Genomic DNA, 26,432 nt, shown 5'->3' with positions numbered 1-26,432 from the left:
CAGCAATCTAATCCCGCTGCAACCAGCACGCATCGTTAGTTTGTTTAGGTATTAACGCTAATTAGAACATAAGAGAGGAAATGATCGGTCAAAAAAGTGGTCAAAATACGTGATGCATAACCCAAAGACTATTGAAGTGTTCCCGATTCTAACAGGCAATATCACCCTTGGTTTTGCTGACAATTTTCGCCAATCTATCGGGGTCGCTTACCAGTGTTGGCATCTTCAAATACAGATGGTGCAAACAGGTGAGGCACAAAGAAATACACAACATGGTTTTCTCACGAATTTCTTCCGCATCCCACCAAGCATCGCCTTGTAGTATTTGATTCCAATCATCAGCCAATTCATGCGCAAGCTGCGCGGCTTCATCGGCATCACCTGACACTAAGGCCTCAACCGCTTTTGGCACGTCGTCGGCATTGCTGCCTGCACCAAAAATATTGCGTAGCGCGACCATGGCATCAAGCAATCCATCAAGACGTGAAGGCTGGCGAGCGGCACTAAAAAGACGGCTAAACGCCAAGCGGATCCCTGTCGAATCGGTGTCTTCAAGCAACAGGCTCCAGTTTTCAACGTCGTCCAATACGCGCGTTGTGATTTGAACCGGCTCGTCCGCTTCTTTCACGGTATCGACATTTTCCTTCGCTCCTTCCAGAGAGAAAGGATCTACATGCCACACCCATTCAGGCGCAACAAACGGCGGTGAATCGTTCAGAAAACACATGGCCAAACACAAGGTGATATTGAGTTCGGTCGAGACCTTCTCATTATCCGCTTCAAGCACATCATCTGGCCAATCATCATCTTCAAGCAGATCACCGCTGTTAATGGCGTAGGCATAACCAGATTCGAGCATGAAGCCACTGTCTTTGCGCTTCGCCATCAGACTTGGCAAATGCAGCGTGTATTCGGCGATCGACGGTGTATAGCGGCGGATTGTCCCCCACTTGGTATCGAGTTCATCCAAATCCACCAGCGCCGCATTTCTGAATCCAACGAATAGCGGGATTTGTGCCACCTCGCCGTCGGCAACACTGCGGGCAATCTCTAGCATTTCAAGCACGGTTTCGACAAAAATGCTGTCTGACATGGGCCCACGAATGCGCATCAAATCATAGCTGTTGATCAAAATGGCAGACGGCAGCGAGGAAAGCGTGATCACACCACGCTTCCCTTTGGAATCGACATAGTGCCCCAGCGTTTCACTCGGTTCATTGCTGATGGTTTCAAACACGCGCTCGAAAGAGAGATCTTCAAGGATGTGACGATACAGTGCTTTGTGACCCGGTAACTGAGCAATCGCAGCACTCAGATAACCCGATGCACGATAGAAAAGGTGCGGTTTTGTTCCCGCTTTGACAAGAAACAACGGGTACAGCTCAGTGGCCACGGCCGCCAAGCTCTTAGCCAGTGGATCATTGATGCTGACGCTCGGCTGAAAGCCATCATTCTGGTTTCGCCAAACAGAAAATATGTGTTTGCCGTTCTGCAACACATGTGGAATTCGATGAAAGAAGGATTGCTCAATATCACCCTGTGACAAAGCAACGGCACGCATTTGGCGGCACAATTGAATGTAGGAAACAAAGGTATCTTGCTGCTTTGCAGACAAGCGATATTGATTCTGCAGAACCTGACGCGCTTCAGATTCGGTCACGTTCAAAATGTACGCAACGACGCGATGCCCCATGGCTTTGACGAAATTCGGGATGGGTTCTTTCACTAGCATGACACCCCCAGCGTCAAACAAATCGGAAAAGGAAAACGTGGTGTCGAAGAGCGATTAAGGATGGCTATCTATCGACACGGTATGTATCGGCAGCACGTTCAAAAAATATAGCAGTTTCCTTTATGAGAATTTGTAATCCGCACTGACTTTCTTTTCCACTTCGCGTTAAGCACATGAGTTACATTAGAAAGTTACGCCTCTGTATTCGATAAACTTTTTAATGCCTTCCATACTTTTTCACCCGAGGGATGCAGCCTCGCCTGATAGCGGTACGCAAAGTAAGCAACATTGCGGATCAAGTAGGGTTCGCCAATCACCACCAAGGCCCCTTCTTCTATTTCTTTTTGCACAGAAAAATCAGGTAACCACGCGACACCATTTCCCAACAATGCTTGCGCTTTAAGCATGTCGACCATAGACGACAGGAAAACAGGCTCGACGATCACTTCGTGTCGCACTGATTCTGTTTGTCGCCCCATGTAAGACGTTGGGCTGTAGGCCAGCCAAGGCGTTGGAGGCACATCCTCGTCATTGGAGAGCACAGATCGTCGCGTGAGGGAAAAGCGCGGTGTTCCATCGTCATGCTTACTGCAAACAGGAAGCAGTTCAGCTACGCCAACCGGGATATGTTCGAAGGGAGGAAGCTTCATGTGTTCATTATCAAAAGCGAACAAGATGTCGCACTCGCCCTCTTTGAGCGCATCAACGGCTTCATCAACATTCATGGCTTCCACACTCAGCATAGGCATGTCAGCTTGGTTCGATAGCTGGGTTTGAATTGCCAGCGTCAGATTCAGCGCTAAAGAATGGGCAGACGCCAAGCGCACGATCCGTCCGTCCGAATTATTCAGCGCCGAAATTTGACCAACGCTCTCCGCAATCTGGTTCATCAAGGTTCGCGCTGTTACGCGGAAGACGCGCCCACTTTCGGTCAAGGCAATCGGCGTCTGACCGCGATCAACAAGCTCCGCGCCCACGCTGCGTTCCAACATGCGAATGCGACGACTGAACGCGGGTTGAGTGACATTTCGACGCACTGCAGCCGCAGAAAAGTTTCGCGTTTCCGCCAACTCGAGAAAATCTTCCAGCCATTTTGTCTCTAGGTTCATTGCCACTTGTCCTTGTATATACCCAAACAACCTGAAGATGCTCGATGTCAGAGTGTTCAATTCAAGGCAAATTATTGTAGGAATAGTCGTTCTATTTCACAGGAATTTAACGATGAAGTGGACGCTCTGAGGCCCTCCGAGCGCTTCGAACAACGTCAGTATATCGATAAAGTTGCATTTCATCAGGGTACAAACTTGGGAATGATCACGTTATTGGTCACTTTCCATACCGATTATGCATCACCGTATCGAAAACGGCATTTATCACCAAGCCAATTGAACCCTATAGTGAGTACATCACGTTGAATTATGGACATTCACATCGTTGATCGTGACCCCACTGCGCCATCGCGCATTGCCACATCGACGACGTTAAAGATTGAGGTAGAAAGGAGACCTATGAACATTCCAGCCCCCTACATGCTTATGCTTGGCGACAACAAGGATCCATTGGCCATTAAAACGGCGCGCGGCATTCACTACTGGCGTCCTGAGAAATGCATCGGCCAAATGCGCCTCAATGAAGATGTGCCGTCACTTGGCCTGCCTGACATGGACATCGACACAGCCATAGCGCATGGCGCGAAAACCTTTGTACTCGGCACAGCCAATGCAGGTGGCGTACTGGCAGAAAGCTGGATCCCTTTGATTGTCTCGGCCATTGAAAAAGGCATGCATGTGGCGTCGGGTTTGCACCAGCGCTTAACCGATGTCCCTGCGATTGTCGATGCGGCACAAAAAGCCGGTGTTGAACTGTTCGATTTACGTCATTCAAAACAGAAGCTCGATGTTGGCTCCGGTGTTAAGCGCTCAGGAAAGCGCCTGTTGACCATCGGCACCGATTGCTCTGTCGGCAAAATGTTTACCACCCTTGCGCTTGAAAAAGCCATGAAAGCCCGCGATCTGTCTACCTCGTTCTGCGCAACAGGCCAAACCGGTATTTTGATTGAAGGCAGCGGTATCGCCGTTGACGCTGTGATTTCTGATTTCATTGCTGGTGCTGTGGAATCCATTTCTCCGGATTGTGCCCCTGAACATTGGCAGTTGATTGAAGGGCAAGGTTCGTTGCTAAACCCCGCATTCTCTGGCGTAACCATGGGCTTGTTACATGGCGCACAGCCGGATGCGTTGGTGCTTTGTCATGAAGTTAACCGAGAGCACATCCGCCACATGCCCCATGTGCCTATGCCGAAAATGGAAGACATAATGTCGCTAGCAATGCGTTTGGGCCCTTTGACCAATCCAAACCTTCGCTTTGTGGGCATCGCCATCAATACATCATCACTGAGCGAAGAAGACGCGATCAGCTACCTTAAAGAAGTGACAGAAGAATTTAATCTGCCCGCGACAGATCCGGTGAGATTCGGCGTGGAAAACATTGTTGATAACCTCATCAGCGTGTTTGAGGAAAATGCATGAACATTACTGCAAATGTTGTCGCCTACCAGTTAAAGCGCGCCTTTACGATTTCACGTGGTTCACGAACGGAAGCGGAAGTGTTGCAAATCACGGTCGAAAAAGATGGCAAGACAGGCATTGGGGAATGTTCGCCAACAGGTCGATACGGTGAAAACTTTGACAGCGTGATTGCGCAAATCGAATCACTGCAAGGTACTGATTTTGACCGTACGACGTTAATGCACCTTTTGCCACCCGGTGCGGCGCGCAATGCGCTAGATTGTGCCTTGTGGCAACTTGAGCAACCCACTTTTCCGGCCAACTTCGATTTGCCAGATACCATCACCACTGCGATGACCGTCTCTATTGCATCGCCAGAAGAGATGGCCGAAGAAACACGCCAGTACATTGCGCAAGGTGCAACGCTGATCAAAGTGAAACTGAATGCGGATCTTGTTGTTGAACGCCTTCAAGCGGTGCGTGCCGAAGCACCAGGTGCCATTCTCATTGTCGATGCCAATGAAGCATGGGGACCATTAGACATCCCACAAACCATTAAGCAGATAGCGCCATTGAACATCGCGATGATTGAACAACCGCTTCCAGCTGGACAGGATGACGTACTCACAGAAATCAGCAGCCCCATCCCCCTTTGCGCGGATGAAAGCTGCCATACTGCGGACGACGTGGTCAATCTTGTTGGCAAATACCAGATGGTAAACATCAAGCTCGATAAAACAGGCGGATTAACCAGCGCGTTTGAATTAGAGCGTGTCGCGAGAGAGCATGGCATGCAGGTAATGGTCGGTTGCATGCTAGGAAGTTCCATCGCAATGCGCGCGGGGCTTCCTATCGCCTCTCACGCAGTGCTGGTTGATTTAGATGGTGCCGCATTAATCAAAGACGATGTCGAAAATGGCTTAACGTATGAAAGTGGACAAATCGTCTTACGATAGTTGACGTTGGAATGTGCGAAAAAGAGTGAAATGAGCGTGATTCATTACACTCTTTTTTTTGATGCTTATCGTGTGCTCACAATTCTCTGCGAAATTGAGACAAATTGTTAACAGCCATCTTGACCCCCCATCCAGTGACCACTATTCTAGCGTACATGTGTACGCTGGAATTTTGATATTTAAAATGGAATCAAATCAAAAAGAAAAACCGCCAATCATTTGGCTGAACCTTTCGGTGTTTGTTGTCACATTCGCAGTCGCCGCAATTGGCACGCCTCTATGGGCTTGGTATCACGGATTCGATTGGGCGCAAATCGCCATGTTGCTCGTCGGGTTCACGTTTAGCGGTATGTCTATTACCGCGGGTTATCACCGTCTCTGGTCTCACAAAACTTACGAAGCGCACCCTGCTCTCAAATTTATCTTCGCGCTTGGCGGGGCTTACGCGCTTCAAAACAGCATCCTTCATTGGTCTTCAGACCACCGCGTTCATCACCGTCATGTTGATGATAACGAGGTCGATCCTTATTCAGCAGGCCGTGGCTTTTGGTACTCACACATTGGTTGGATGCTGCGTGAATACCAACAGCACCGTTACTCAGATTACTCAAACTGCCGCGATTTACAGAAAGACAAAATCGTGATGTGGCAGCATAAATACTACCTACCGCTCGTGTTTATCATGAACTTTGGTGTGCCCATTGCCTTTGGCCTTATCCACGGTGATTTATGGGGTGCCATCATCCTGATTGGTTTTACACGCCTCGTGCTAAACCATCACTGCACCTTCTTTATCAATTCGCTGGCGCACATTTGGGGAACACGTCCGTACACAGAAAAGAACTCTGCGCGTGACAACGGATTCCTGGCATTTTTGACCTTTGGTGAGGGCTACCATAACTTCCACCATATTTTTGAAAATGACTACCGCAACGGCATTTACTGGTGGCAGTTCGATCCCACCAAATGGTTGATCAAAGCGGGCAGCTGGTTAGGTCTCACGAAGAAACTTCGCATTACCCCGCCCGACCGCATTGAAAAGGCTCGCGCCACCATGCTGCTAAAAAACATTCAAGCGCGTTTGAGTGTGAGCCCGAATGGCTCATACCGCGTGCAGATCATCGAACAAGAATATGAAGCGCTCGTTGCTCGCATGAGTGACTATTACGAAGCGAAAAAGCGTTTGATTGATATGAAGAAGAAAAATCTTTTGAAGAAATATGAAGCGGCAATCTTGGTTCAACAACTTCAAATTCTAAAATCTGAATTCCATCAGCAAAAACGCAACTGGCAAACCCTCACGGCAAGCTACGCGTAAACTGATTCCACGAAACCAAAAAGGCAGCCCTCGCTGCCTTTTTTCGTTTAAAGCCCAGATGTCATCTCCAGTAAGTATTAGGCGTTAGGTATTTCGCCCTTCAGGGAAAATGGGTAAATCATCGGTGATGTCTTGCCACTGGGCTTTATACTGGGTAAAGATGTGCGCATCCGGTTTCAATGCAATGTCGCTATCCAGCGTGCCAAGTGAAAACTCAACCAAGCTACCGTCACTGTTTGAAGCCTCAAACAATAAACTGGAGCCGCAATCCTCACAAAACGTTCGCTTGGTGCCGTTTTCAGCTTGATAGACCTTTAACTTCTCTTCACCTGACGTGAACCGGAAATTCTCAGCTTTTGCCTCGCCTAAGGTAGCAAATGCAGCACCATGAAATTTTCGGCACATCGTGCAATGGCAATGTCCCATCGCTGGCTCTATCACTGCCACTTCATACCTAATCTGTCCGCACAGGCATTGTCCTTTATAGGGGAATGCTCTCTCTCCCATGTTAATTCTCCTTTTCCTGCATTAAGGCTGTACACTCAATAAACACGTTCAGCTGCAGCACAGACAGAACCTCATCCTGTACACCACCATACAAAACAACCAGGGCAGTTGAAACCATCACTCGACAGTAGATTTTATGTGATGACCGATAGTGGCCAGCTTCACGGTTCACAGTTCACAGTAAGAAGGCATTTGAGACAAAGCGTCCACATAACGCCACAGCAGGAACAGCGCCTTATTTTGCGACCCTATCGACATTTTTTAGGGGCAGGCATAGAATCAACGACTTCTTGTGAGTGAGGCAGAAATGATGGCCAAAAAACCGACTCGCATGGACGCCATGAAACTCATCATTGAGCAGGTAAAACAGGAATTACCCTTGTATGAATCTGATACGTTTGTCTGCGGCCCAGACAATTCTTGTATCGGATGCCCCAAAAAGCTTCTGGAACTCGTAGACAGCGAATTGTCTTACTGGGAATCCGCAATGGATCGTGGTGTCGATCCTAACTTCGATGAGATTCGACGCTTCGGCAAACTCTGCACAAATGTGCGCCGTGGATTGGTGAGAAACAACATTCTTCCCGCGTAATCATCCCTGCTGCAAGTGCGGTGTCGACAGTCCATCAACATTGAGTTGGTGGGCTTCTAGTGGCTCCCCCCAATAGAGAAATACATCACTCACACCCGCATCATGCGCCATGGTTTTGAAGGCTTTCTGCTCAACCGACGTTAAGCCGCCTTCTACGCATTCCATGGGGTGCAAGATCACCTGAATCCGACTGGTAAAGAAGTTTCGCTGAATCAAGCTGGTCATTGCGCAGCGCAGTAAAATTGCGCCCGTGTCGATATCAGCAATCAAGCTACGAGGATGATCAAAAGGGTTTTTGATAAGGTGTCTTTCATCCAACGTTTTTACATCATCACCAAACCCAGCAAAGCGTTTTCGCCAAGGTTTGTCAGCGTGCCAAGCAACCAGTGGTGATTCATCAAACGTATTCCCCGTTTTTCCATCAAGAATACGCAGTCTGTCATTCCAAATTTGTACGTAGAGCGTACTTCCATAGGCATAGCTAAAGCGAGTAAGCATGGTTAACCTTTTCGAGCCAATGTCATAATTATTATGGTTTGAATTATTCCGACACCGACGAATTGGCGCAAAAGAAAAGCCCATAAATATGCCGTAATGCACATTTTATTAGGCATTCAATGCAATATTTGTGGTCTCGACTTACAAACCGAGTAAAGGCTCATGTTTACGTGATTGATAGGTCAGCGCGGCGGCAATACAAATGCGAAGCGGTTCAATAGGAATGGGGGAATGAAGAGGGATGCGTAACTCTCGATTACCTTGATATTCAAAGGCATCAGGCAAGACTTCTTTGAACGTTTCGATCAGTAAGGTTTTGCAGTTAAAGAACATACACAGCGATTCGGGTGAGCATGCTTTCCAATCGACTCGAATAGCGGTTCCCCCTTTCACTGAGTAACTTGCTTCCTCCCACTTCACGCTTTCTTCAACGCACTTGCCTAATGATTCAGCCACGTCAAAAATCAACGCTTCTAACGCAGAAAAGTGGGCTTTGGCATCCTCTGGATATGTCGCTATCTTGCTTTGAATTTCTGGCAACATCCGAGTGTTCTCCACGTCAGCGTGAATGCCCCAATTGGGTATTTGGGGCAAGAAAGTCTATGCGATGAAGGAAAGCAGAATATCTTCGAGTTCATCCCACGGTAATGGGTTTTTATCAATCACTTCAACACGTGATTCAACACCGTCAAGACTCACAGGATTGACCGTGACCATTTGGTTAACGACGTTAAAGGCAAACATCCCATCGTCTGTTTTCATGACCGCTTTAACGCGTTCAGCGTTTAAGTTCGCAAACAATCCATACAAAGCATCAAACGGGAAAACGGTCGTCGGTTCAAAGATCCAACCACAACTGACATACCCTTGCCCTTTGTTTTCTTTGCGTCGGAATGTCTCTCCCGGCTCAAGCTCAAAAGCAGGCATTTCATCATCGTCATGCGAGTGATGGTGACCAAATTGCGCATCACGGTTAACACGCGGCAGCATCAACCAAGCAGGATCAAGTTGGCCTTGTTCCACGTACCCTAATGCCAGTTTTGGAATCTCAGACGCACGTACGTAGTCATCAAATGCTGCGCGATCTTGCTCGGTGCACATGTCGATTTTGTTCGCGACTACCACATCGGCCAAGGCGATCTGATCTTGGAAGTTCTGGTTTGTCGTGTACTTCTCATCAGCAAAGTTACGCGGATCGACCAAGGTAATCGTCGCATTCAGCGCAATGTAGTTTTCGTAATGCTCAGAAAGCAATTTACCGATGATGTCTTTTGGATGACCGAGCCCTGTAGGTTCAATCAATAGGCGGTCAGGGTTTTGCGCCAACAACGCATTAATGCCGATAGCCATAGGTAAGCCAGCCACACAGCACATGCAGCCGCCCGGCACTTCTTTGACCAAGGCGCCTTGTTCACTGAGAAACGCGCCATCAACGCCAACTTCTCCAAACTCATTCACCAATACAGCCCAGTTTTCATCTGCAGGTTTTTGTTTGAGGAGGTTTAAAATCGCGGTGGTTTTCCCAACACCCAGAAAGCCCGTGATGATGTTGGTAGGGACTTGTTTCGTCAGTTTTTCAGCCATTGTCTATTTCCATGTACCGAGTACGCGTCTGAGCGCGCTATCAAAAATGCGGGATGGCAGAAGTGTATCAGGCTGTTGATGGGATAAAAGCGATTTTTGTGGTCTGATTCTTTGTGAAAGGCACAGAACTCGCGAATGTTTTCATTCGCCATCTGTTTACGCACATAACGACGCACTATCACCCATGGCATGTAAATGCTGTAACTCAATTAAATATACCTGTGATTTTTGGTTGTAAAACCATCAAAAAAGCATCGATTGTTTAATCCTATATCACTAAAAGGTAAAGAATATTGGTGCTCGTTTACCGACCTGATACTCTGAAAGTGTTAGGGCTAGAAAAAGAGCCAATTCTGGATACCCAAGCACTGCGAAGGTACTTGGGTATATAAAGGAGGAAGGAATGTTAAATCCGAACACTGCCAAAGCGGTGATTGATCATGCGCTGTTCCTTGGTGCAGATTTTGCGGAGCTCTTTGTAGAGCGTCACCATTCAGGCAGCGTAGAAGTGCTGTCCGGCGACGTCGACAAAGTGAACTCTGGTATTGATTTTGGGATTGGCATCCGCCTGTTTTTTGGTCATAAAGTGCTTTATGGCTACACCAACAGTCAGGATGAAGAAAAACTAAAGCGCGTCACTACCCTGCTCTGCGCGAAAGATAAACGCGACCAAATCGCCAATGCGGGTGCAATAAACCTGATCATGAATGCAGATCGTCACCCAGCGACGATGCCTTTTTCCGTCGATAACCGCGTCGAGGAGAAAATCGCCTTTTTGAAGCGTGTCGATGCAAAAGCGCGCTCAGAAAGCGACAAGATTTCTCAAGTGATTGGACGCATTGCACAACGTGAACAACACATTGAAATTTTCAACTCAACAGGCTTACACATTCAAGACACTCGTCATTACACGCGAATTGCCTCGTCTGTGGTTGCCACCCTGGGGTCTGAGCAATCAACAGGCTACGAAGCACCGGGCATGTTGTCTGGGTGGGAGTTTAACGCTAGCGTCGACCCTGAAGCTCTTGGCGAAATGGCGGCAAAACAAGCACTGATTAAACTCGGCGCGAGCGCGTGTCCATCGGGTGAAATGCCCGTTGTTATCGGTAATGGCTTCGGTGGCGTTATCTTCCATGAAGCCTGTGGCCACTTGCTTGAAACCACATCTGTGGCGAAAAAAGCCTCGGTCTTCCACGACAAAATGGGGGAGATGATCGCCAACCCTGTTGTGAACGCAGTAGACAATGGCCTTCTGACCAACGAATGGGGTTCCATCAACATTGATGATGAAGGCATGGAAACCCAACATACACAGCTGATTAAAGACGGCAAGCTGACGGGCTTTATGGTTGACCACATGGGCGGTTTAAAAACCGGCTATGAGCGCACTGGCTCAGGTCGTCGTGAATCCTACAAATATGCGCCAACCTCACGCATGCGTAACACTTACATCGAAGCTGGCGACGCCGAGTTTGATGACATGATCTCTGGCATTGAACGCGGTATCTACGCGAAGAAAATGGGCGGCGGTTCTGTGCAACCAGGAACAGGCGAATTCAACTTCGCAGTGCAAGAAGCCTATTTGATTGAAGAGGGCAAAGTCACCAAACCACTGAAATCTGCAACGCTTATCAGCACCGGTCCTAAAGTGCTGAAAGAAATCAGCATGGTCGGCAAAGACTTTGCGTTGGCTGCAGGCATGTGTGGTTCAGTCAGTGGTTCTGTGCCGACAACAGTGGGTCAACCCGCACTGAAGGTCGATAACATTCTTGTGGGAGGTGGCAGCTAATGAGTGAACTGAACAACCTAGAAAATGCCCTAGAGCAAGTCCTTGAGCTTGCCACCAAGCAAGGCGCTACAGCAGATGTCATTGCTTCGAGTAGCGAAAGTTTCAGCTTGAAATCAGACCAAGGTGAATTATCTGAATACAAGGTAACAGCCAGCCAAGTGATTGGCGTGCGCGTGATTAAAGACGAGCACGTTGCGATTAGCTACTCGGAGTCTCTAGAGCCAGAAAGCCTTTCGCAAATGGTGAACCAAGCGCTGACGAATGCGAGTTACACCAAGAAAGATGCGTTTCAAAAAATCCGCGCTGAAGGGTTAACTCTGCGTACTGAGCAACCTGAGATTTACCAGCAAGACAACGCCACGCCAGAGCAGAAAATTGAACTGGCCTTGTCGCTTGAAAGCCAGATCCGTGAAAAGCCGTTGGCGAAATCTGCACCTTACAATGGCTACAGCGAAAGCAGTTCCATTCTGTTGTTAGGGAATACACTTGGCACCCGCTGTTCACACCAAGAACGCACCTTGAGTTGTTACACTGCCGCACTGCTTGATCACAACGAAAAGCAAGCCATGCACGTCGCGGCATCGGTCGCACGTACCTTCGATGGTCTAGAAGCCGATCGCGTGATCCGAGATGCCTACAACATGGCAGAAGCCTTGTTGGAAGGTGAACCTATCGCGACAGGCCAGTACTCGGTGATCTTTGAACAAAATGCATTGAATGAAGTGCTTGGCGCGTTTGGCAGCTGCTTCTCTGGTGAATCGGCTAAACGCGGCATTAACCCTTGGCGTGAAAAAGTGGGTGAGCAAGTCGCCAGCCCACTGCTTACGTTCAAAGACGTTGCCTATATGCCGGGTGGTCACGCCATTAAAGCGTGGGATGGTGAAGGTTTTGCCACGGGTGATACGTCTTTGATTGAAGATGGCAAGCTCGTTGGCTTACTCCATAACTCGGCTACAGCGGCACACTTTGGCGTCGCACCGACTGCGAATGCTGGGCGTTCGGCAAAAGGCACGCTCAGCGTTACCTCGCGCCATGATGTGATTGGTGCAGGAAAAAGCAGCGAAGCGGAAGTCACTGCGGGTGAATACCTCGAGCTTGTCGAGCTTCAGGGCGTGCATTCTGGTGCTGACGCGATCAGCGGTGAGTTCTCATTTGGTGCGAGCGGTTTCTTGTGTCGTGATGGTAAGCGCCTCAAACCTGTTCGCGGCATTACCGTTGCAGGTAATTTCTATACCATGATCAAAGAAATCGACGCGGTTGGAAACACAGTTGTTCCGAACTATGACGGCCATTTCTTCTCGCCATTAATTCGCTTTGCGCGACTGAACATTGCTGGCAAATAGACGGCATTCAGCACATAAACAAAAAAGAGCCTTCGGGCTCTTTTATTATGTCAACGATACTCACCAGCAATGGCGCTAGAGCAGCATGTCTTCTTCGATGGGAATGAAGCGATCAACACTGTTCACCAGAGAATTCGCCGTCAGCATTGGCACGCCAAAAACGACAGATTCTTTGCCATAACCTGTCTTCACCTTTTCCATCAACAAGTCGAAATCACCGTCGCCAGAAAGAAGCACAACCATGTCAACGTAAGGTGCTGCATCAAGTACATCGATCGCGATGCCAACATCCCAGTCGCCTTTTGTACTGCCGTCGCTGCGTTGTATGTAAGGCTTCAGCTTCACATCAAATCCAATATGACGCAGTGCATCTTGGAACTTGATTTGCTGATCATCATCGCGACGGATCGCATAAGCAGTCGCTGAAACGACCTCGCCCATGCCTTCCAGCTTTTTCCACAAACCTCGGTAGTTGAATTGACGACCATACGCCTGCCGAGTGGTGTAATACACGTTTTGTACATCGGCAAAAACAGCGATTTTCTTCAAAAGATTCCCCTACCTAACATCAATAAATACGCGCGGAGCATACCACATTCATACACGGTGAAACTAACGCTACACACTCACTATTTTCAATCTCAAAATACGGCGAGAACAAGGTTCCAAAGCGACGCAATCAAGAGTACCAAGAAGGTCAGCACCATCCCCACTTTTCGAAAGTGAAGCACTTCTTTTGGTTGGCTTACGCCGTACGCATGCGCGCAGCGCCCAATAACCAACGCCAGACCAAGCACATGCAAGATCAAAGAAGCGCCGCCCGCCAATTGCAGTTCCAACATCAGAAGCAGTAACAGAATAAGGGGCACATATTCAGCGAAGTTAGCGTGAACACGCATGGCGCGAGATAGCGCTTTGTCGCCCCCGTCACCAATCCCCACCTTTAAGGCGCGACGCACGCCAATGGTGCGAAATGAGAGATAAAGAAACAGCAATGCCAATAGTGCAGCGTAAATCGGTGTAATCATTGTTTTCCTTTCTAGGGTCTATCTTCCTTGATGACGACCCTTCACTGACATTGTCAGTGAAGGGCGGAATGCATCATTAGCGATTGATTAACGCGTTAAATGCTTCTTTTAACGGATCGCTTTTTAATACGCGGCCATGTCCTAATCCTTCGGTAGCGACGAGCGAAACATGGTCAAAACGATTGGCTTCTTCAGACACTGCAAACGGCGCGAAGCGATCCCCTTTATCGTGGACAATCACCACAGGCGCTCCACGGTGTTGTAGCTTGGTAAACGGGTCAATCTCATCCACGGTGAAATTGTACTGACGACCAACATCGTCAATGACTTCACGAAACAACTTCATGGAATAGCCCGATGCTTCAACAGTGCCGAACAGGTTTTCCCAATATTTCAGTACCGGAGCAACCAAAATAATCGGTTTATGTTGCAAGCATGGGTGTTCGCTTTCCAGTAAGGTTGCACCGCCCATCGAGTGCGCAATGACGCCTTCAATCTGTGCTTGTCGGTTTAAGATGCCATCCAATGCAAAAAGGAACGCCGGAATGCTGCCTTCTTTCCCTTCACTTTTACCGTGAGCAGGATGATCATACGCCAGCGCGGTATACCCCGCCGCCGCGATGTGTTCCATCAAAGGAAAAAACTGATTCGCAGAGCCAGACCAGCCATGTGTGAGAACCCAAGTCGGCCCTGAGCCCAGTTGATAAGACATCATTTTACCTTCTTGGGTATCGATAGCTTCAACCACCATGCCTTCTGGCGTTGGGTTGATGTCTTTCATTTTTGCCGGAGTGAGAAACAAGCGACGTGCCGTTTTGAGCGCATGTTTAGGGGCTACGCTATGATGAAACCGCGTTGCAACGCTTAATGCACTGCGGCGAAAGCTAAACCCTTTTTTCTGTCCAAAGTAGATTTTGCTACTCATTGTCTACTCCCTTTTTATCGAACGACCGTGCTATTTCTAAATAAACATAAACGGCTTTTATAAGACGTTTCCGTATTAGTGCGCGCTTTCAGTCAGTTCACTGCCATCAACTTTCGGTATATCGAATCCGAACAAAGAGATCGTCTATGCCCTTCCAAAACTTGAGTGCGCCTTGCGTTTCAAGCGATAAGGTGCGAAACAGATGGCTGCTCAAATACAAACCGTACATCTCGTAAACGGTCTGCCAGCAATCCAGATCTGCGCGAAACTCTTTCGCCTCTATGCCTTTTTCAAACTGAATGTTGAGGTAATCTAACCAACGTTTGGTGATGACTTCTAACATCATTTGCATTGGGTCATCGTCAGCGTGGCCGTCACGCCATGCGTCCAGAAACATACAGCTTCCTTGAAACGAACTGTTCCAGGTCAGCCAATTATCCAGCATATGACGCAGCTTAGCTTCGTAGCTGTTATGTGATGCTTCGCGACACGGAGCAATCACACGCTCAGCAAAGCGTTCACCTGCATAAGAAACCACGGCCGCTTGTAAATTGGTGCGAGAGTTAAAATGCGCAAACAAACCACTCTTTGACATGCCAACGCGCTTTGCAAGTTCGCCAATTGTCAAACTTTCAAGCCCTTCAAGGCTTGCCATCTCAAAGCCAGCCATTAGAATTTGCTCTCGCGTTTGTTTTTTCTTGTTCATCATTTCAACTGCCCATACGACTGAATTAAGTTATAGCACGATCGTACTATTTTTCTCACTGCATAATTATGTGGTCGGAGGTGTATGTTACCCATTTCGGCAAGAATTCCCGTCAAATATCACTAATGAGAACGTGACTCTTTTTCAATACAGCGTATGTATTCTCATGAATTTCGTGAGCTATTTAGTACGCGATTCGTAAACTCAATTTAGTGCAAATGCACCGATTCACACTTAGTCACCAATCACTTAGAAAACACAGCGCATATAAAAAGAAAAACGCCAAGCATTGCTGGCACATAAGGATCGAAACCGCTCGAGGGGGAAAAATTGGACTTCACATTCACATTGGCACCATCAAAGGATGATGTATCAACCATCTATCAAGGATTAGTAGGTTTTAATCGGGAGCACTTTCCTACGCCGAACGAAAACAGTTTTGGCCTATTTATTTACGATGAAGAGCATCGAATCGTGGGCGGCTTAACGGGCCAACAATTTTTCACCTCTATGCACATTCGCTACCTGTGGTTAGATGAGAGCATGAGACGACAGGGCTTTGGCCGCCAACTCATCGAACGCGTTGAAGAAGAAGCAAAACAAAGAGACATTCTGAATCTGTTTATCGACACCTATTCTTTCCAAGCCCCCACCTTTTATGAAAACCTTGGGTTTCGACAAACGGGCAGATACAACGATTACCCCATGCGCGGCATTGATAAAATTTTCTATCAAAAGCGTTTGAAACCTCAAAGGCCGCGCTGAATAACCCCTCGCCCGCCAACATGCTTTACAAAGAAGTGGTAGAGCTTGCGAAGTTTAAAATCTCCCAACATGTCCAAAAACAGCAGATCGATGTCTTTTTTAGGCACGGGCACGGAATCTAAATATTGATAAAGCGCGTCATGAACCAAAGAAGCGTAAAAGCAGAAGGGCTTCATGGTGCGATAATCAATATGCCCATCTGGCGTTCCAATGATCACAAGATTGAGCACACTCCATTTGGGTGTGCATCCATCCCAAGCATATCCCGTTTCGTTCGCTTTGACGGTGATAGTGCCGTCTATAGAGATCGCCAGCCACTGAGAATCAAAAGGTTGGTCGAGCTTCCAACCTGACGCGTATTCAAAGTCTTTATCAATCTTAAACACATACGGAAAATTTCCCGTTCTTACGATGTCTCTTGGTTCTGGCCAGTTTGTCATTCAATACCCTGCCAATGTGAGTTTACCTCTATACCCAAACGACCTGATGGCCTCTGAAATCGAGCATCTTCAGGTTGTTTGGGTATAACTGTATGTTTTGCCGTGGCCGCGTTATGTCTTCACGGTGAGAATTCTCTTTTGTCGTTAAACGCCACGCACATAATGGACAGTTAAGCGGCCCATTGTTGCTCAACAAGAAAGAATGTATTCGCTGAGGGAGTGAAATTTCGCGTGGTTGATTCAGTCAATATTCAGGTAAAGCTCAATGTGTTAGCACTCGCTGAATCACGCCTGAACACAGCTCAACTATCGCTTTTCGCAACCAACCTCCGTTGTTATGGTGATTTCGTTCTCAATAATAATGAAACGTTGGAGATAACAATGAAAAAAACACTAACCGCAGTTTTAGTGATGCTTGCTTCCTCATCTGCTTTTGCACAGGCACCGACAACAGAGTTGAGTGTGACCACAGTACGTGGCGGCGCTTTCGTTCAAGTAACACAAGATGGTGAGCCAATTTCTGGCTATGACGTATCCACTTCCATCAACGCATTGGGCTCGAAAGCCACCGACGAGAATGGCTTTGTGTATTTCTCTTTGTCACCACAACAGACCCAGCGCATTGATTTCTTCGTGATTGATGAAGACGGCCATAAGATCGAAAAAACGCGCACCATCGAACGCTCGTAATCACAGCAATAGCATGAGGAATCGCGAACGAGCGGCCTCGTGAAGACAACAAAAAACGCAGCCTCTTTGGCTGCGTTTTTGTTAATCACCTAAGCAATGTTTAACGGCGAAAAAAGACAATTACTCATCCTCACCCAAACATTGCGTTGGCACATCAGGCTTTGCATACGCCAGTCGCCCTAATCGCTGCGTCACGTGATAAGCATCTAGCCCTGATATCGCAACAGTATTGAGCTTTTCAATATCAATGTATCCGTCTTCCATCACGGCGTCGTCTTCAACAAAAATATCCGTGACTTCGCCAATGACCATGACGGTGTCATTCACTGCTAAGGTAGTAATCTCAACCACCTTCAATGCATAGGACAGCGCACTTTCTTTAACAAATGGCGCAGCGATGTTCTCGCGAAAATGTTCGCTCAATCCAGTGACATCAAACTCCGAGATGTCCGCATCATAGCGCGCAGACGTTTGATGAGCCTGTTTCCAAAAAGAGGACGAGACTTGGTTGAGCGTGTAAACACCCGTGGCCTCAATGTTTTCTAGCGTGTCACGCGTGACAGAGTGCGGGCGGATGATCATGCCCACCAGCGGCGGATTCGCGCCGAGGTGGAACACTGAACTCACGATCGCTAAATTCGTTATCCCTTGGGCTTGCGCATTCGCACTGATGGTGCCAACAAGATTCGCACTTTTAAAGCCAGATAAACTGTTAATCAGCCGAGCTTTGTAGCGACTTTCTAATGCGCTTAAACGATTTTCATTGAAATGCATGGTGACGGATTCTCTAAGAGTAATGATGCGTATGCTGTACGAGTAATACCCTGAAAAACCGGGATTCGATCACTCTATTGACCCCAAACGTGCCATCACACCACATAATTCGACAGCGAAAAGCGCTTTCCATTTTTAGAGCAAAAAAAAGGGATGCGCATTGCATCCCGAAAATCGACTGAAACACGAGAACACTGACACTTAAACAACGTGAAGAAATACCAAATCAGCACTTCTCCGCTTAATGTGTGACTACAGGTCTTCTAGAAAGCTTGGGAATGAGTTGATGGCATACTCAACCTGCCATGCGAGAAGATCCAAGGTGTCATCCGTCCAATCGATGTAAAACAGAGAACGGAACGCATCGATGTCGTTATCTACACTCACGAGATCGGCGGTATTAACGCGGAAAATGGGTTGCGACAAGAATCTAAGTTCTTCTTTTAGCGGCGTCGTGAAATGGCGTGAAAGTCCTGTATCAAGGAAGAAAAGCGGGGTAAAACGTTTTGCGGAAAGGTAGTACACATCACCATAGAGTTTCGAATCCACACCCAAGGTATCTGCGTCTTGTTGGTAATCAAGGTCTGACACCATCTCGCCTTCAAGGTTGAAGTTATCAATATTCAGCGCGTTGCTGTACCAGACACTGTCATCTTGCCCTGATGTGCGAATCGCGGCTTTCACTTCTTCGAGCACCGCATCACCGAGGCCTGCAGCGTCAAACACGGTTGCGTGTTCGCCAGTAAGAATTGCCGCTGCAGTTGCAAGTCCACCACCGAGACTGTGGCCAGTGAAATGGATATCGTATTGGTCGTATTTGTTCACTAACCAACCTGCATCTTCAATCGCTCGACGGTACTGATCAGGAACTTGTCCTTCCACCATAATGCCGTTGTTCACCCAATCAGTGGTACCAAGCTCACTGCCTCTGAAGGCGATAATTGCGTCACTGCCCTTAGTGTAAACAACAGCATGGTAGCCAATGGATGAATCGTGGATGGTTTCTGTTGCTGTCCAGCCGCTCGGCGCACCAAACGCTTTGTAAACGTATTCGGAAAAATCGAGATAATGGAGCGCTTCCCCTGCTTGGTTCACGGAAGGCGGTTGATGGGTTTTGTAAAGGGTGCCAGCGGGACTTGGCGTCACCGTCATATTCGGGTTAAATACCGACTGAACGTACGAACCAATATTTCCTAACTCTTCTGCCGTCGTTGCCATCACATTCGTGGTCGCAAGACTCATCGAAAGTACAAGACCACAAGCCAATAATTTACTCATTATTTTCCCCTTCCTCATTTTCCCTGCCTGTATAGTGATACGATATGTATCGTTATTTACACTATGTACTGTATTAGCCCAGCGAGAAGAAAGCGTGACTCAGGGATGAGAATTACGTATATAACCTTAATAAAATAAAGGCCTTTTGTTTAACTGGCGTTGCTTTAACGTTTTATTTCAATCAATTATAAGCAACATCTCATTTATAAATTGCGCCAAATCTGAAAAACGCAATTCCTTCAGAATGTGATGCGATGTGATGTGATGTGATGTGAAAATAATTCTCTAATAAAGAGACTTATCAATGACAAAATCTGATAACGTCGCCAAAAGGGGAAAAATCAAACACAGGGAGTACCAAATGAACAAGGTGGTCGCGTTTTTTAAACGTACCTTTGTCGACAGTGTCGGCGTTTCAATGACCCTCTACAAAGTCATGATCCCAACCATTATCGTCGTGAAGATATTCCAAGAATTCGGCGGTGTTATTTGGTTCTCTTCACTCATATCGCCACTCATGGATGCCGTCGGTTTACCGAGTGAAATGGGCATCGTTTGGGCGACGGCGATGTTGATTAATATTTATTCCAGCTTGGTGGTACTGATCAACCTTGATGTCCCGATGACCGTTGCGCAAGCCTCCATTTTAAGCACCCTTATTTTGCTTGCGCATTCCATGCCGATTGAGACAGGACTCGCGAAAAAATCGGGTATCTCAATTTGGTGGACATTGTTGGTTCGCGTGGGCGGTGCTTACCTTTTAGGGTGGATACTCCACCAAATCTACATGGCGACAGACGCGCTTCAACAGCAAGCCCACATGATTTGGCAGCCAGGCGTGACGGAAGATTCTTCCTTGCTAAGTTGGGCGCTTAACCAAGTTCAAAACTTAGTGTTGGTTTTCGTTATCATCAATGTCCTGATCTTCACCCTGAATATTCTCAAAGTGATTGGCTTGGAAAAGTTGATTGGTAAGGCGCTGAGTCCTTTTCTTCGCTTACTGGGTATCAGCAGAGAAGCGACAAACCTGACGTTGATAGGCATAACATTGGGCTTGTCCTATGGCGGAGGGCTATTGATCAGCGAAGCGCAGAAAGGCCACATTGCGCCACGCGATATTTTCACCGCTATAACCTTACTCGGCCTGCTCCACAGCTTGATCGAAGACACCTTGTTAATGCTGGTGATTGGCGCAGATTTCAACACTATTTTCTGGGGAAGGCTGCTGTTTGCGCTGGTGCTTGTTGGCATTATCTCGCGCGCGGCAAGGCTGCTTGATGGCGGCAGTTATGAGAAATACTTCTATCGTTCTGTTGCAAACTAGTTTTTCACAATCACACAGTGAAGCAGAAAAAAAACCGCCTTATGGGCGGTTTTTTTGGCGCTCGGCATCAGAACATGCCCCACGCTAACGAATCTCCATGCCTTCCCTGCCCACTTCAAGCCAATCTGGCGTGCCATGCCTCATAAACCACGCATCGAGCTCGTGGCCTATGTGTGTGGCAATCATTTCTTTAGGCTGAAGCTTTTTATAGATCTCATTCGCAGTTGATAAACCACCGTGATTGGCTTCGTCTTCTGCAGTGACATAACTGCAATCCAACACCACGGCGTGAAGCTGTTCCTGACTGAGCAGAATGTCCATGCTACTTGCAGGCAAACCGTTGGTGTCCGTTAAGTACGCGTATCGCTTATTCGCAAACTCGAAGATAAACCCGAAAGTGATACGAGAATGGTGCATACGTAACGGTGTGATACGAAGGCCATTGATCGTAAACAATTCACCGTGTCGAAGTATGGGTTTGTACTGCAAACAACCGGGGTGTTTAAGTAAGTCTGCACAGCCGGACGGGTCGTCAGGGCACCACACTGGGATGGGGGGAGGATTTCCCCATCTTAGGTGAAAGAAGCCCTGAACGTGATCTACATGAAAGTGGGTCAACAAAAATCCGTGGTAGGTGCCTGCTGGAAATCGTGCGTGCAGATCCATCAGCCCCGCATCAATGAGCAGCCGTTCTTTGCTGCTTCCCCTTCCCCATTCAATCATTGCACTGCTGGGTTTTCTTTCAAACGCGGGTTGTCGCCTTGCACGATCACATGCACAGCAATCACAGCCATAGAGCGGAACGCCACCCGCGGCTCCGGTTCCAAGCAGAGTCAACTTGAGCATTACATTGTTTTCCCTAACCTAAATTAACTAACTGAATGACAGCGAATTTCCATGAATCGCCGTCCTATTCTTATGTTTTCTATGAAACGTTTATACCCAAACACGCAACGTTCGAATTTGCTAATAAACTAATTAAGACATAACACCACAAATGACATGCGAAACCTGTTGCAAAAACGAGCGTCGCGAAAAATAGCGTTTCTCAGGCAATTTTTTATGATTTTCTAGGCAGGAGTTTGTGACTATTGCAATATCACAGAATGATATGTCCTAAATACACACAAGTTATACGTAATTAGGTAAGAAGAATATTAAGCAAATCGTGCCGAATCAAGGGATCATTAATACTCAACCTTGATAACCACGTCGTAAGGTGTTTCAAGCGTCACTATGTCGCCAAATCTAACGATGGTTTCAAGCGCCAATACTACCCCTGAAAACTGTGTTCTTTTATTTTCAATCATGTCCTTCCAGATATTATCCAAACGTAAACGTCGAGTATCATTAAACCCCTCGAGTTCAACCGTAAGGCAATAGCGCCAAGCATCGCCGTGCCCAGTCGCTTGATAATCTGTCCCCGGATTCCCAATTGAGCGCTTCGAAATCACCTCGAGATCAAAGTTCGTTAGGTTTTGCGTTTCCCAGTCTGACATGTGTTTCCCCTTGTTTACTCAAAAGTGTAGACAAGGCATTGGAAAATAACGAATTGATAAAGTCATCATGAAGGCTCACAAGGATTGTAAACACGCCCATGTGTGTAGCGTGAGATGCCTAAAAGAAACGGGAGCAATGCTCCCGTTTTTTCATTCACACGTTTTCATTCGCATGTCATCGTGATGATCAGTGCAGATTACTGGCTAGCGTTCATGGCATCCAGCTTGTCACCCACTGGGCCTGAGAAATTGTAGCCGTCGTGCTGATCCCAGTTGATTGACCACGTCATGACGCCGCCATAGTTCGGGTAATTAAACGCAGGAACAACCGTGCCGCACGATGTGCCTTTGGTTAAGCAATCCAAGGCATCCAGAATGTTCTGGGTAGGTGCTTGTCCTGAGTTTGCAGAACTTGGGCCCGATGGCAAACCAATCGCAACTTGGTCGTCATGTAATGGCTCAAACATTTGACCGTTCGCCAGTTCAAAGCCTTCAATCAACATTTTGGATTGCGCGACCATCATGTCGACCGAGCCTTCTGGCGCTGCACCCGGCAGATACGGGTTAGGCATACCGCCGTTGTTGTAGAGCTGAACATGAAGAAGATCCAAGGTATCGCGCAGTTCATTGATCAATGGAATGTAGGCACCCCAAATACCACTGTACGCCACCATACCACCTTGAACATATGGGTGTTCTGGCGCCATGGTCAGGTACATGTCACCGCCCATGTTTGCTTCAATTTGCTTCAAAGCACCCGGCAAACGCGCTTGAATTTGCGAGCCGTGAAGCAGGTTAGACCCACTTTCTAAGTCGATATCTAAGCCATCAAAGCCCCACTCTTTCACGATGTCGGTCAGACTCGCAACAAAGTTCGCTTCATCCACATCATTGTTCAACGTGATGGTGCCTTCTGCGCCACCCAAAGAAAGCACAAACACTTTACCTTGAGCTTGCAACGCCGCCATGTCTTGCTTAAAGCGCTGTGGATCCAACGCTGGGCAATCGCTGTAGATGTCACCGCTGTAGAGGTTGAAGTGGACGGTGCCATCGCTGTTGCGATCGTTTTCAGCAAACGCGATGTCGATGATGTCCCACGCCTCTGACATTTCGCTAAGGTTCATCGGACAACCCGCACCATTAACGAAATTATGCCAGTAACCGATCAACTTGTGCTTCACCGCTGATTGCTCAAACACTTTGACGGTCACACCGTCAGTCGTGGCGGTAAGACCATTGCTGTCTGTTGCTTGTGCTGACACGGAATAGCTGCCAATTGCGCCAGGCGTCCAAACTGCGTCATACGGCGACGTTGTGTCTGTCGCAACAACCGAACCGTTAACCATGAAGTCGACTTTAGACACTGCACCGTTCAATGAACTGGCTTCTGCCGCCAGTGTGACTGCTTTGCCTAAGCCAACGGTTGTCCCTGCAGAAGGCGACGTTAAACTCGCCACCAAAGGTTGATCGCTGACGTTGACCAACACACCCGCTTCGCCAGTGTTGCCTTCATTGTCGGTCGCCAGCGCCGTCAAGCTCACATTGCCGTTGCCTGACGCGAGCCAATCCACGCTGTATGGCGCGACGGTATCAACACCCAAGCTCTGACCGGCGGCAAAGAATTCAACACCGTCAACACTGCCATCAGCGTCGGTTGCATCAACCAAAACTTTCACCGTTTCGCCCGCGAGCACGGTGGCATTGTCTGCAGGTGATGTGAACGTCACGGTGGGTACGATGGCGCAAATGCCCAATTCAGTCCAAGCATCTTGCCAGTGCGCGCCCACATTCGGCTCATACGCCCATGCAGCATCCGACGAGCACCAACCCGCCACATCGCACTGATATTTGAAATTCGCGTTCTGAACGATATCGCCCGCTGAATACGCAGTGCCTGCTTTGTAGGTCGGCACGCCCGCACAACCACCACCCACGGCATTGCCAGAAACTGCGACAGTAACCTCACCAGACCATGAAGAGATGTTGTCTTGATCCGTTGCTTTGGCTTTGAAGGTATGCGCGCCTTCAACAGCATCCCATCGTGCTTCATACGGCGCTGTGGTATCTGTGCTGATAACGGCGTTGTCGACATAGAAATCAACACGTGCAACGGAGCCATCTGCATCAGATGCATCCGCCGTCACGAGGACTTGATCACCCACTTTGATTTGAGAACCCGAGGTTGGGTTAGTCAAATCAACAAACGGCGGCAAATCCGTTGTAGGTGTCGCCACAGAAACACTGACTTCATCTGAACGGCTTGCGCCTTCGTTGTCCGTCACCACGGCTGTGACAATGAAATTGCCTTGCTCTGCCGTCCAAGTCAGTTGATAAGGCTCTTTTGATACCACGCCTAAGCTGACATCATTAAGAAGGAACTCAACATCAGACACAGACCCGTCGCTGTCTGAAGCAGATGCCGAAACAGTGATGACATCACCTTCGGTAAATTGGGCATTATTCAGCGGAGAGTTAACAGACACAGAAGGCGGTTGATTTCCGCCCGTTGAATCACATTGGCCAAGCGCTTCCCACTCTTGCCAAGGGCCTGAATGATCAGCGGGGTTATTGCCTGTCGTCCACCAGTTTGCCTTATACGCGTCGCCTTGATGCGCGACTTCTGTACCGCTGGTATAGATTGCGCTGCTTTCCCATGAAGGTAGGGAGTTACAGTCCACAGCCCACGCAGGGAATGCAGCAGCAATACCTAACGTGACCGCGGAGTAGAGTAACGGTTTGTGCATGATGAGTATCCTTATCAATGTAGGGTTGAGGGATTTCCACTTTATTTACATCTTGAAATATCCCTTACTCATCATCAGTAAGTTCCTTCGCTTGTGCCAATTTAACTCAATGATATTTATCGACAATTACTGGAGCCTCGCAAAAAGGGACTCAGCCACTTGAAAGCCTCATTGTGAAATCTGAGACAACATCACCTTTTTCTTTTCTCATTCTCAAACGCAGCACTGATGAAACCTCTCTTATTGAATTATCTATTTAAAAGCGAAGAATTTTCGTGGCTGATAAGTGAGTACTTCATGGTGAAAAAACAGTACATGCAGAATGGAAAACGTATATTGGTCACGATATTGCTGGCGACTGCTGCAGTCTTCACCTCGACCAGCGTGCTCTCTGCATCCACATCCCCCACGTCCCCCAAGGAAGAGAGCAAAACCGAACCCAGTGTCTGGCGTTTCGGATTGGAAGAAATCGAAGGGTCGCTGCAACACATCTACGCCAAAGCATTTAAAAAACGTATCGAAGAGAAAACCCAAGGCGCCATTGAGGTGGATATCTACTCGTACGGCACACTCGGGGAATCAGAAGACCTGACTAACTTAACCGCGCAAGGCACAGTGCAACTCGCCCACGCCTCTACCGGTATCTTGGGGAAACGCATTCCTGAAATGCAGGTGTTCACCTTGCCTTACTTGTTGTCTCATGACAGCCAACGCAACAAACACGTACTCAGCTCAAACACTACGCTTTACGGCATTTTGGGTAATGTCCTGATAGACCAAAACCTGCGACTTCTGACTTTATACAGTGAAGGCGACATGGTTTGGACGACCAATGAACCGATTCGTCATCCTCGTGATTTTGACGCGTTCAAAATGCGTGTCATGAGTGCCCCGCTAAACATAGATACCTTTCGGTTATATGGCGCTGACCCTGTTTCACTGCCCTACTCTGAGATATACAGCGCCCTGCAATCCTACCGTGTCGATGGGCAGAGCAACCCGATATTCGCGATTGAAGAAATGCGGTTTTACGAAGTCACCGACTACATGATTTGGTCTGGTCAGCAGAAATTCATTACCTCAATCATCGCCAATCAAAGCTGGTATCTACACTTATCCGCGAGCCATAAAAAGGCGCTGCGAAGCACCATTTCCGAAATGACAGACATCATCCATGAACGTCAAGAAGCGCTCAATCGTGCGCAACTCGCCACCATTAAACGCGAAAAGCCAGACATGGTGATGTTTACTCTCAGTAGCCGACAAAAAAGGGCGTTTATGCAACGGGCGCAGCCAGTGCGAGAGAAATACATTGAGATAACAGGGAAGCAAGGAAAGCGATTACTTGAAGCGCTAGAAGAAGCGTTTGATACAGGGCGATAACGGAAAACGGGCAGAAAAAATCCCCCTCTTTTCAGAGGAGGACATGTGAT

Annotated in this window: 26 protein-coding genes; 10 read left to right on the top strand and 16 right to left on the bottom strand. The window is 47.9% G+C overall.

From position 1 onward, the window contains the following. Window positions 1–148 precede the first annotated feature (148 nt). Window positions 149–1,732 carry a hypothetical protein gene (locus tag EQP46_RS17020; protein ID WP_129494776.1) on the bottom strand — a complete coding sequence of 528 codons (1,584 nt, stop codon included), beginning with the start codon at window positions 1,730–1,732 and terminating at the stop codon, window positions 149–151. 191 nt (window positions 1,733–1,923) lie between these two features. Next, a complete protein-coding gene (locus tag EQP46_RS17015) occupies window positions 1,924–2,841 on the bottom strand; it encodes a LysR substrate-binding domain-containing protein (RefSeq protein ID WP_129494775.1) in 918 nt (305 codons plus the stop codon). 399 nt (window positions 2,842–3,240) lie between these two features. On the opposite strand from EQP46_RS17015, the gene dgcN reads away from it, so the two are divergent. From dgcN to EQP46_RS17000, 3 genes are all read left to right on the top strand, one after another. Then, the gene (gene dgcN / locus EQP46_RS17010) at window positions 3,241–4,260 is read left to right on the top strand and encodes an N-acetyltransferase DgcN (protein WP_129494774.1); all 1,020 of its coding nucleotides are present in this window, start codon (window positions 3,241–3,243) and stop codon (window positions 4,258–4,260) included. Then, on the top strand, window positions 4,257–5,195 hold the full coding sequence (locus EQP46_RS17005; RefSeq protein WP_129494773.1) for an enolase C-terminal domain-like protein: 939 nt from the start codon (window positions 4,257–4,259) through the stop codon (window positions 5,193–5,195). Before dgcN ends, EQP46_RS17005 begins: the two co-directional genes overlap by 4 nt. A gap of 184 nt (window positions 5,196–5,379) precedes the next feature. Then, window positions 5,380–6,513: an acyl-CoA desaturase gene (locus tag EQP46_RS17000; protein WP_129494772.1), complete on the top strand. Its 1,134-nt coding sequence runs from the start codon at window positions 5,380–5,382 to the stop codon at window positions 6,511–6,513. Window positions 6,514–6,597: 84 nt separating this feature from the next. Here EQP46_RS17000 and EQP46_RS16995 read toward each other — a convergent pair whose 3' ends face one another. Beyond that, complete coding sequence (locus EQP46_RS16995; RefSeq protein ID WP_129494771.1) at window positions 6,598–7,020, bottom strand: GFA family protein; 423 nt, start codon at window positions 7,018–7,020, stop codon at window positions 6,598–6,600. A 310-nt stretch (window positions 7,021–7,330) separates the two neighbouring features. On the opposite strand from EQP46_RS16995, the gene EQP46_RS16990 reads away from it, so the two are divergent. Then, window positions 7,331–7,612 (top strand): hypothetical protein, encoded by a 282-nt coding sequence (locus EQP46_RS16990; protein WP_129494835.1) that lies wholly within the window; start codon window positions 7,331–7,333, stop codon window positions 7,610–7,612. On the opposite strand, the gene EQP46_RS16985 is transcribed toward EQP46_RS16990, so the two are convergent. The 3 genes from EQP46_RS16985 to EQP46_RS16975 form a co-directional block, all read right to left on the bottom strand. Beyond that, complete coding sequence (locus EQP46_RS16985; RefSeq protein WP_129494770.1) at window positions 7,613–8,110, bottom strand: hypothetical protein; 498 nt, start codon at window positions 8,108–8,110, stop codon at window positions 7,613–7,615. Between the two features lie 141 nt (window positions 8,111–8,251). Next, the gene (locus EQP46_RS16980) at window positions 8,252–8,653 is read right to left on the bottom strand and encodes a DUF1801 domain-containing protein (RefSeq protein WP_129494769.1); all 402 of its coding nucleotides are present in this window, start codon (window positions 8,651–8,653) and stop codon (window positions 8,252–8,254) included. 57 nt (window positions 8,654–8,710) lie between these two features. Continuing rightward, window positions 8,711–9,694: a CobW family GTP-binding protein gene (locus EQP46_RS16975; RefSeq protein WP_129494768.1), complete on the bottom strand. Its 984-nt coding sequence runs from the start codon at window positions 9,692–9,694 to the stop codon at window positions 8,711–8,713. Between the two features lie 403 nt (window positions 9,695–10,097). Between EQP46_RS16975 and EQP46_RS16970 the strand changes: the two genes are divergently transcribed. Both EQP46_RS16970 and EQP46_RS16965 read left to right on the top strand, forming a co-directional pair. Then, complete coding sequence (locus EQP46_RS16970; protein ID WP_129494767.1) at window positions 10,098–11,483, top strand: TldD/PmbA family protein; 1,386 nt, start codon at window positions 10,098–10,100, stop codon at window positions 11,481–11,483. Then, the gene (locus EQP46_RS16965) at window positions 11,483–12,826 is read left to right on the top strand and encodes a TldD/PmbA family protein (protein ID WP_129494766.1); all 1,344 of its coding nucleotides are present in this window, start codon (window positions 11,483–11,485) and stop codon (window positions 12,824–12,826) included. Before EQP46_RS16970 ends, EQP46_RS16965 begins: the two co-directional genes overlap by 1 nt. A gap of 75 nt (window positions 12,827–12,901) precedes the next feature. Here EQP46_RS16965 and EQP46_RS16960 read toward each other — a convergent pair whose 3' ends face one another. The 4 genes from EQP46_RS16960 to EQP46_RS16945 form a co-directional block, all read right to left on the bottom strand. Continuing rightward, window positions 12,902–13,375 carry an NYN domain-containing protein gene (locus tag EQP46_RS16960; RefSeq protein ID WP_017010730.1) on the bottom strand — a complete coding sequence of 158 codons (474 nt, stop codon included), beginning with the start codon at window positions 13,373–13,375 and terminating at the stop codon, window positions 12,902–12,904. Between the two features lie 92 nt (window positions 13,376–13,467). Further along, the gene (locus EQP46_RS16955; protein WP_129494765.1) at window positions 13,468–13,854 is read right to left on the bottom strand and encodes an MAPEG family protein; all 387 of its coding nucleotides are present in this window, start codon (window positions 13,852–13,854) and stop codon (window positions 13,468–13,470) included. A gap of 76 nt (window positions 13,855–13,930) precedes the next feature. After that, the gene (locus tag EQP46_RS16950) at window positions 13,931–14,779 is read right to left on the bottom strand and encodes an alpha/beta hydrolase (protein ID WP_129494764.1); all 849 of its coding nucleotides are present in this window, start codon (window positions 14,777–14,779) and stop codon (window positions 13,931–13,933) included. Between the two features lie 106 nt (window positions 14,780–14,885). After that, window positions 14,886–15,485 carry a TetR/AcrR family transcriptional regulator gene (locus EQP46_RS16945; RefSeq protein WP_129494834.1) on the bottom strand — a complete coding sequence of 200 codons (600 nt, stop codon included), beginning with the start codon at window positions 15,483–15,485 and terminating at the stop codon, window positions 14,886–14,888. A 330-nt stretch (window positions 15,486–15,815) separates the two neighbouring features. On the opposite strand from EQP46_RS16945, the gene EQP46_RS16940 reads away from it, so the two are divergent. Then, window positions 15,816–16,250 (top strand): GNAT family N-acetyltransferase, encoded by a 435-nt coding sequence (locus EQP46_RS16940; RefSeq protein ID WP_129494763.1) that lies wholly within the window; start codon window positions 15,816–15,818, stop codon window positions 16,248–16,250. Here EQP46_RS16940 and EQP46_RS16935 read toward each other — a convergent pair. Beyond that, a complete protein-coding gene (locus EQP46_RS16935; protein ID WP_129494762.1) occupies window positions 16,235–16,690 on the bottom strand; it encodes a hypothetical protein in 456 nt (151 codons plus the stop codon). The genes EQP46_RS16940 and EQP46_RS16935 overlap by 16 nt on opposite strands. A gap of 381 nt (window positions 16,691–17,071) precedes the next feature. Between EQP46_RS16935 and EQP46_RS24485 the strand changes: the two genes are divergently transcribed. After that, complete coding sequence (locus tag EQP46_RS24485; RefSeq protein ID WP_240671758.1) at window positions 17,072–17,380, top strand: hypothetical protein; 309 nt, start codon at window positions 17,072–17,074, stop codon at window positions 17,378–17,380. 120 nt (window positions 17,381–17,500) lie between these two features. On the opposite strand, the gene EQP46_RS16925 is transcribed toward EQP46_RS24485, so the two are convergent. Beyond that, window positions 17,501–18,154 carry a flavin reductase family protein gene (locus tag EQP46_RS16925; RefSeq protein ID WP_129494761.1) on the bottom strand — a complete coding sequence of 218 codons (654 nt, stop codon included), beginning with the start codon at window positions 18,152–18,154 and terminating at the stop codon, window positions 17,501–17,503. A 252-nt stretch (window positions 18,155–18,406) separates the two neighbouring features. Continuing rightward, window positions 18,407–19,432 carry a Tle-like phospholipase domain-containing protein gene (locus tag EQP46_RS16920; protein WP_194956834.1) on the bottom strand — a complete coding sequence of 342 codons (1,026 nt, stop codon included), beginning with the start codon at window positions 19,430–19,432 and terminating at the stop codon, window positions 18,407–18,409. A 361-nt stretch (window positions 19,433–19,793) separates the two neighbouring features. Between EQP46_RS16920 and EQP46_RS16915 the strand changes: the two genes are divergently transcribed. Continuing rightward, window positions 19,794–20,756, top strand: coding sequence for a hypothetical protein (locus tag EQP46_RS16915; protein ID WP_129494760.1), 963 nt, complete (start codon window positions 19,794–19,796; stop codon window positions 20,754–20,756). An 84-nt stretch (window positions 20,757–20,840) separates the two neighbouring features. Here the strand turns inward: EQP46_RS16915 and phnP are convergent, their stop codons facing one another. From phnP to EQP46_RS16900, 3 genes are all read right to left on the bottom strand, one after another. After that, entirely contained in the window at window positions 20,841–21,602 is a 762-nt protein-coding gene (gene phnP, locus EQP46_RS16910; RefSeq protein ID WP_129494759.1) for a phosphonate metabolism protein PhnP, read from the bottom strand. A 341-nt stretch (window positions 21,603–21,943) separates the two neighbouring features. Continuing rightward, complete coding sequence (locus EQP46_RS16905) at window positions 21,944–22,255, bottom strand: hypothetical protein (protein ID WP_129494758.1); 312 nt, start codon at window positions 22,253–22,255, stop codon at window positions 21,944–21,946. A 197-nt stretch (window positions 22,256–22,452) separates the two neighbouring features. Further along, window positions 22,453–24,999, bottom strand: a complete 2,547-nt coding sequence (locus EQP46_RS16900; RefSeq protein WP_129494757.1) for an Ig-like domain-containing protein — start codon at window positions 24,997–24,999, stop codon at window positions 22,453–22,455. Window positions 25,000–25,296: 297 nt separating this feature from the next. Between EQP46_RS16900 and dctP the strand changes: the two genes are divergently transcribed. Continuing rightward, a complete protein-coding gene (gene dctP, locus EQP46_RS16895) occupies window positions 25,297–26,382 on the top strand; it encodes a TRAP transporter substrate-binding protein DctP (RefSeq protein ID WP_129494756.1) in 1,086 nt (361 codons plus the stop codon). Window positions 26,383–26,432: the final 50 nt, after the last annotated feature.

The sequence above is a fragment of the Enterovibrio baiacu genome (assembly GCF_004120195.1).
GTDB classification, from domain to species: Bacteria; Pseudomonadota; Gammaproteobacteria; order Enterobacterales; family Vibrionaceae; genus Enterovibrio; species Enterovibrio baiacui.
Note: the sequence above shows the minus strand (reverse complement) of the source record. Positions and strands in the feature narration are given on the sequence as shown.

What these genes read in the sequence shown, in the direction of transcription:
- EQP46_RS16905 (WP_129494758.1), bottom strand. Translation starts at nt 22,255, where the DNA reads ATGTCAGACTGGGAAACGCAAAACCTAACGAACTTTGATCTCGAGGTG.
- EQP46_RS16925 (WP_129494761.1), bottom strand. Translation starts at nt 18,154, where the DNA reads ATGCATTTCAATGAAAATCGTTTAAGCGCATTAGAAAGTCGCTACAAA.
- EQP46_RS16990 (WP_129494835.1), top strand. Translation starts at nt 7,331, where the DNA reads ATGGCCAAAAAACCGACTCGCATGGACGCCATGAAACTCATCATTGAG.
- dctP (WP_129494756.1), top strand. Translation starts at nt 25,297, where the DNA reads ATGGTGAAAAAACAGTACATGCAGAATGGAAAACGTATATTGGTCACG.
- EQP46_RS17000 (WP_129494772.1), top strand. Translation starts at nt 5,380, where the DNA reads ATGGAATCAAATCAAAAAGAAAAACCGCCAATCATTTGGCTGAACCTT.
- EQP46_RS24485 (WP_240671758.1), top strand. Translation starts at nt 17,072, where the DNA reads ATGAAAAAAACACTAACCGCAGTTTTAGTGATGCTTGCTTCCTCATCT.
- EQP46_RS16985 (WP_129494770.1), bottom strand. Translation starts at nt 8,110, where the DNA reads ATGCTTACTCGCTTTAGCTATGCCTATGGAAGTACGCTCTACGTACAA.
- EQP46_RS16945 (WP_129494834.1), bottom strand. Translation starts at nt 15,485, where the DNA reads ATGAACAAGAAAAAACAAACGCGAGAGCAAATTCTAATGGCTGGCTTT.
- dgcN (WP_129494774.1), top strand. Translation starts at nt 3,241, where the DNA reads ATGAACATTCCAGCCCCCTACATGCTTATGCTTGGCGACAACAAGGAT.
- EQP46_RS16950 (WP_129494764.1), bottom strand. Translation starts at nt 14,779, where the DNA reads ATGAGTAGCAAAATCTACTTTGGACAGAAAAAAGGGTTTAGCTTTCGC.
- EQP46_RS17020 (WP_129494776.1), bottom strand. Translation starts at nt 1,732, where the DNA reads ATGCTAGTGAAAGAACCCATCCCGAATTTCGTCAAAGCCATGGGGCAT.
- EQP46_RS16955 (WP_129494765.1), bottom strand. Translation starts at nt 13,854, where the DNA reads ATGATTACACCGATTTACGCTGCACTATTGGCATTGCTGTTTCTTTAT.
- EQP46_RS16970 (WP_129494767.1), top strand. Translation starts at nt 10,098, where the DNA reads ATGTTAAATCCGAACACTGCCAAAGCGGTGATTGATCATGCGCTGTTC.
- EQP46_RS16965 (WP_129494766.1), top strand. Translation starts at nt 11,483, where the DNA reads ATGAGTGAACTGAACAACCTAGAAAATGCCCTAGAGCAAGTCCTTGAG.
- EQP46_RS16980 (WP_129494769.1), bottom strand. Translation starts at nt 8,653, where the DNA reads ATGTTGCCAGAAATTCAAAGCAAGATAGCGACATATCCAGAGGATGCC.
- EQP46_RS17005 (WP_129494773.1), top strand. Translation starts at nt 4,257, where the DNA reads ATGAACATTACTGCAAATGTTGTCGCCTACCAGTTAAAGCGCGCCTTT.
- EQP46_RS16995 (WP_129494771.1), bottom strand. Translation starts at nt 7,020, where the DNA reads ATGGGAGAGAGAGCATTCCCCTATAAAGGACAATGCCTGTGCGGACAG.
- phnP (WP_129494759.1), bottom strand. Translation starts at nt 21,602, where the DNA reads ATGCTCAAGTTGACTCTGCTTGGAACCGGAGCCGCGGGTGGCGTTCCG.
- EQP46_RS16900 (WP_129494757.1), bottom strand. Translation starts at nt 24,999, where the DNA reads ATGCACAAACCGTTACTCTACTCCGCGGTCACGTTAGGTATTGCTGCT.
- EQP46_RS16920 (WP_194956834.1), bottom strand. Translation starts at nt 19,432, where the DNA reads ATGAGTAAATTATTGGCTTGTGGTCTTGTACTTTCGATGAGTCTTGCG.
- EQP46_RS17015 (WP_129494775.1), bottom strand. Translation starts at nt 2,841, where the DNA reads ATGAACCTAGAGACAAAATGGCTGGAAGATTTTCTCGAGTTGGCGGAA.
- EQP46_RS16975 (WP_129494768.1), bottom strand. Translation starts at nt 9,694, where the DNA reads ATGGCTGAAAAACTGACGAAACAAGTCCCTACCAACATCATCACGGGC.
- EQP46_RS16915 (WP_129494760.1), top strand. Translation starts at nt 19,794, where the DNA reads ATGAACAAGGTGGTCGCGTTTTTTAAACGTACCTTTGTCGACAGTGTC.
- EQP46_RS16935 (WP_129494762.1), bottom strand. Translation starts at nt 16,690, where the DNA reads ATGACAAACTGGCCAGAACCAAGAGACATCGTAAGAACGGGAAATTTT.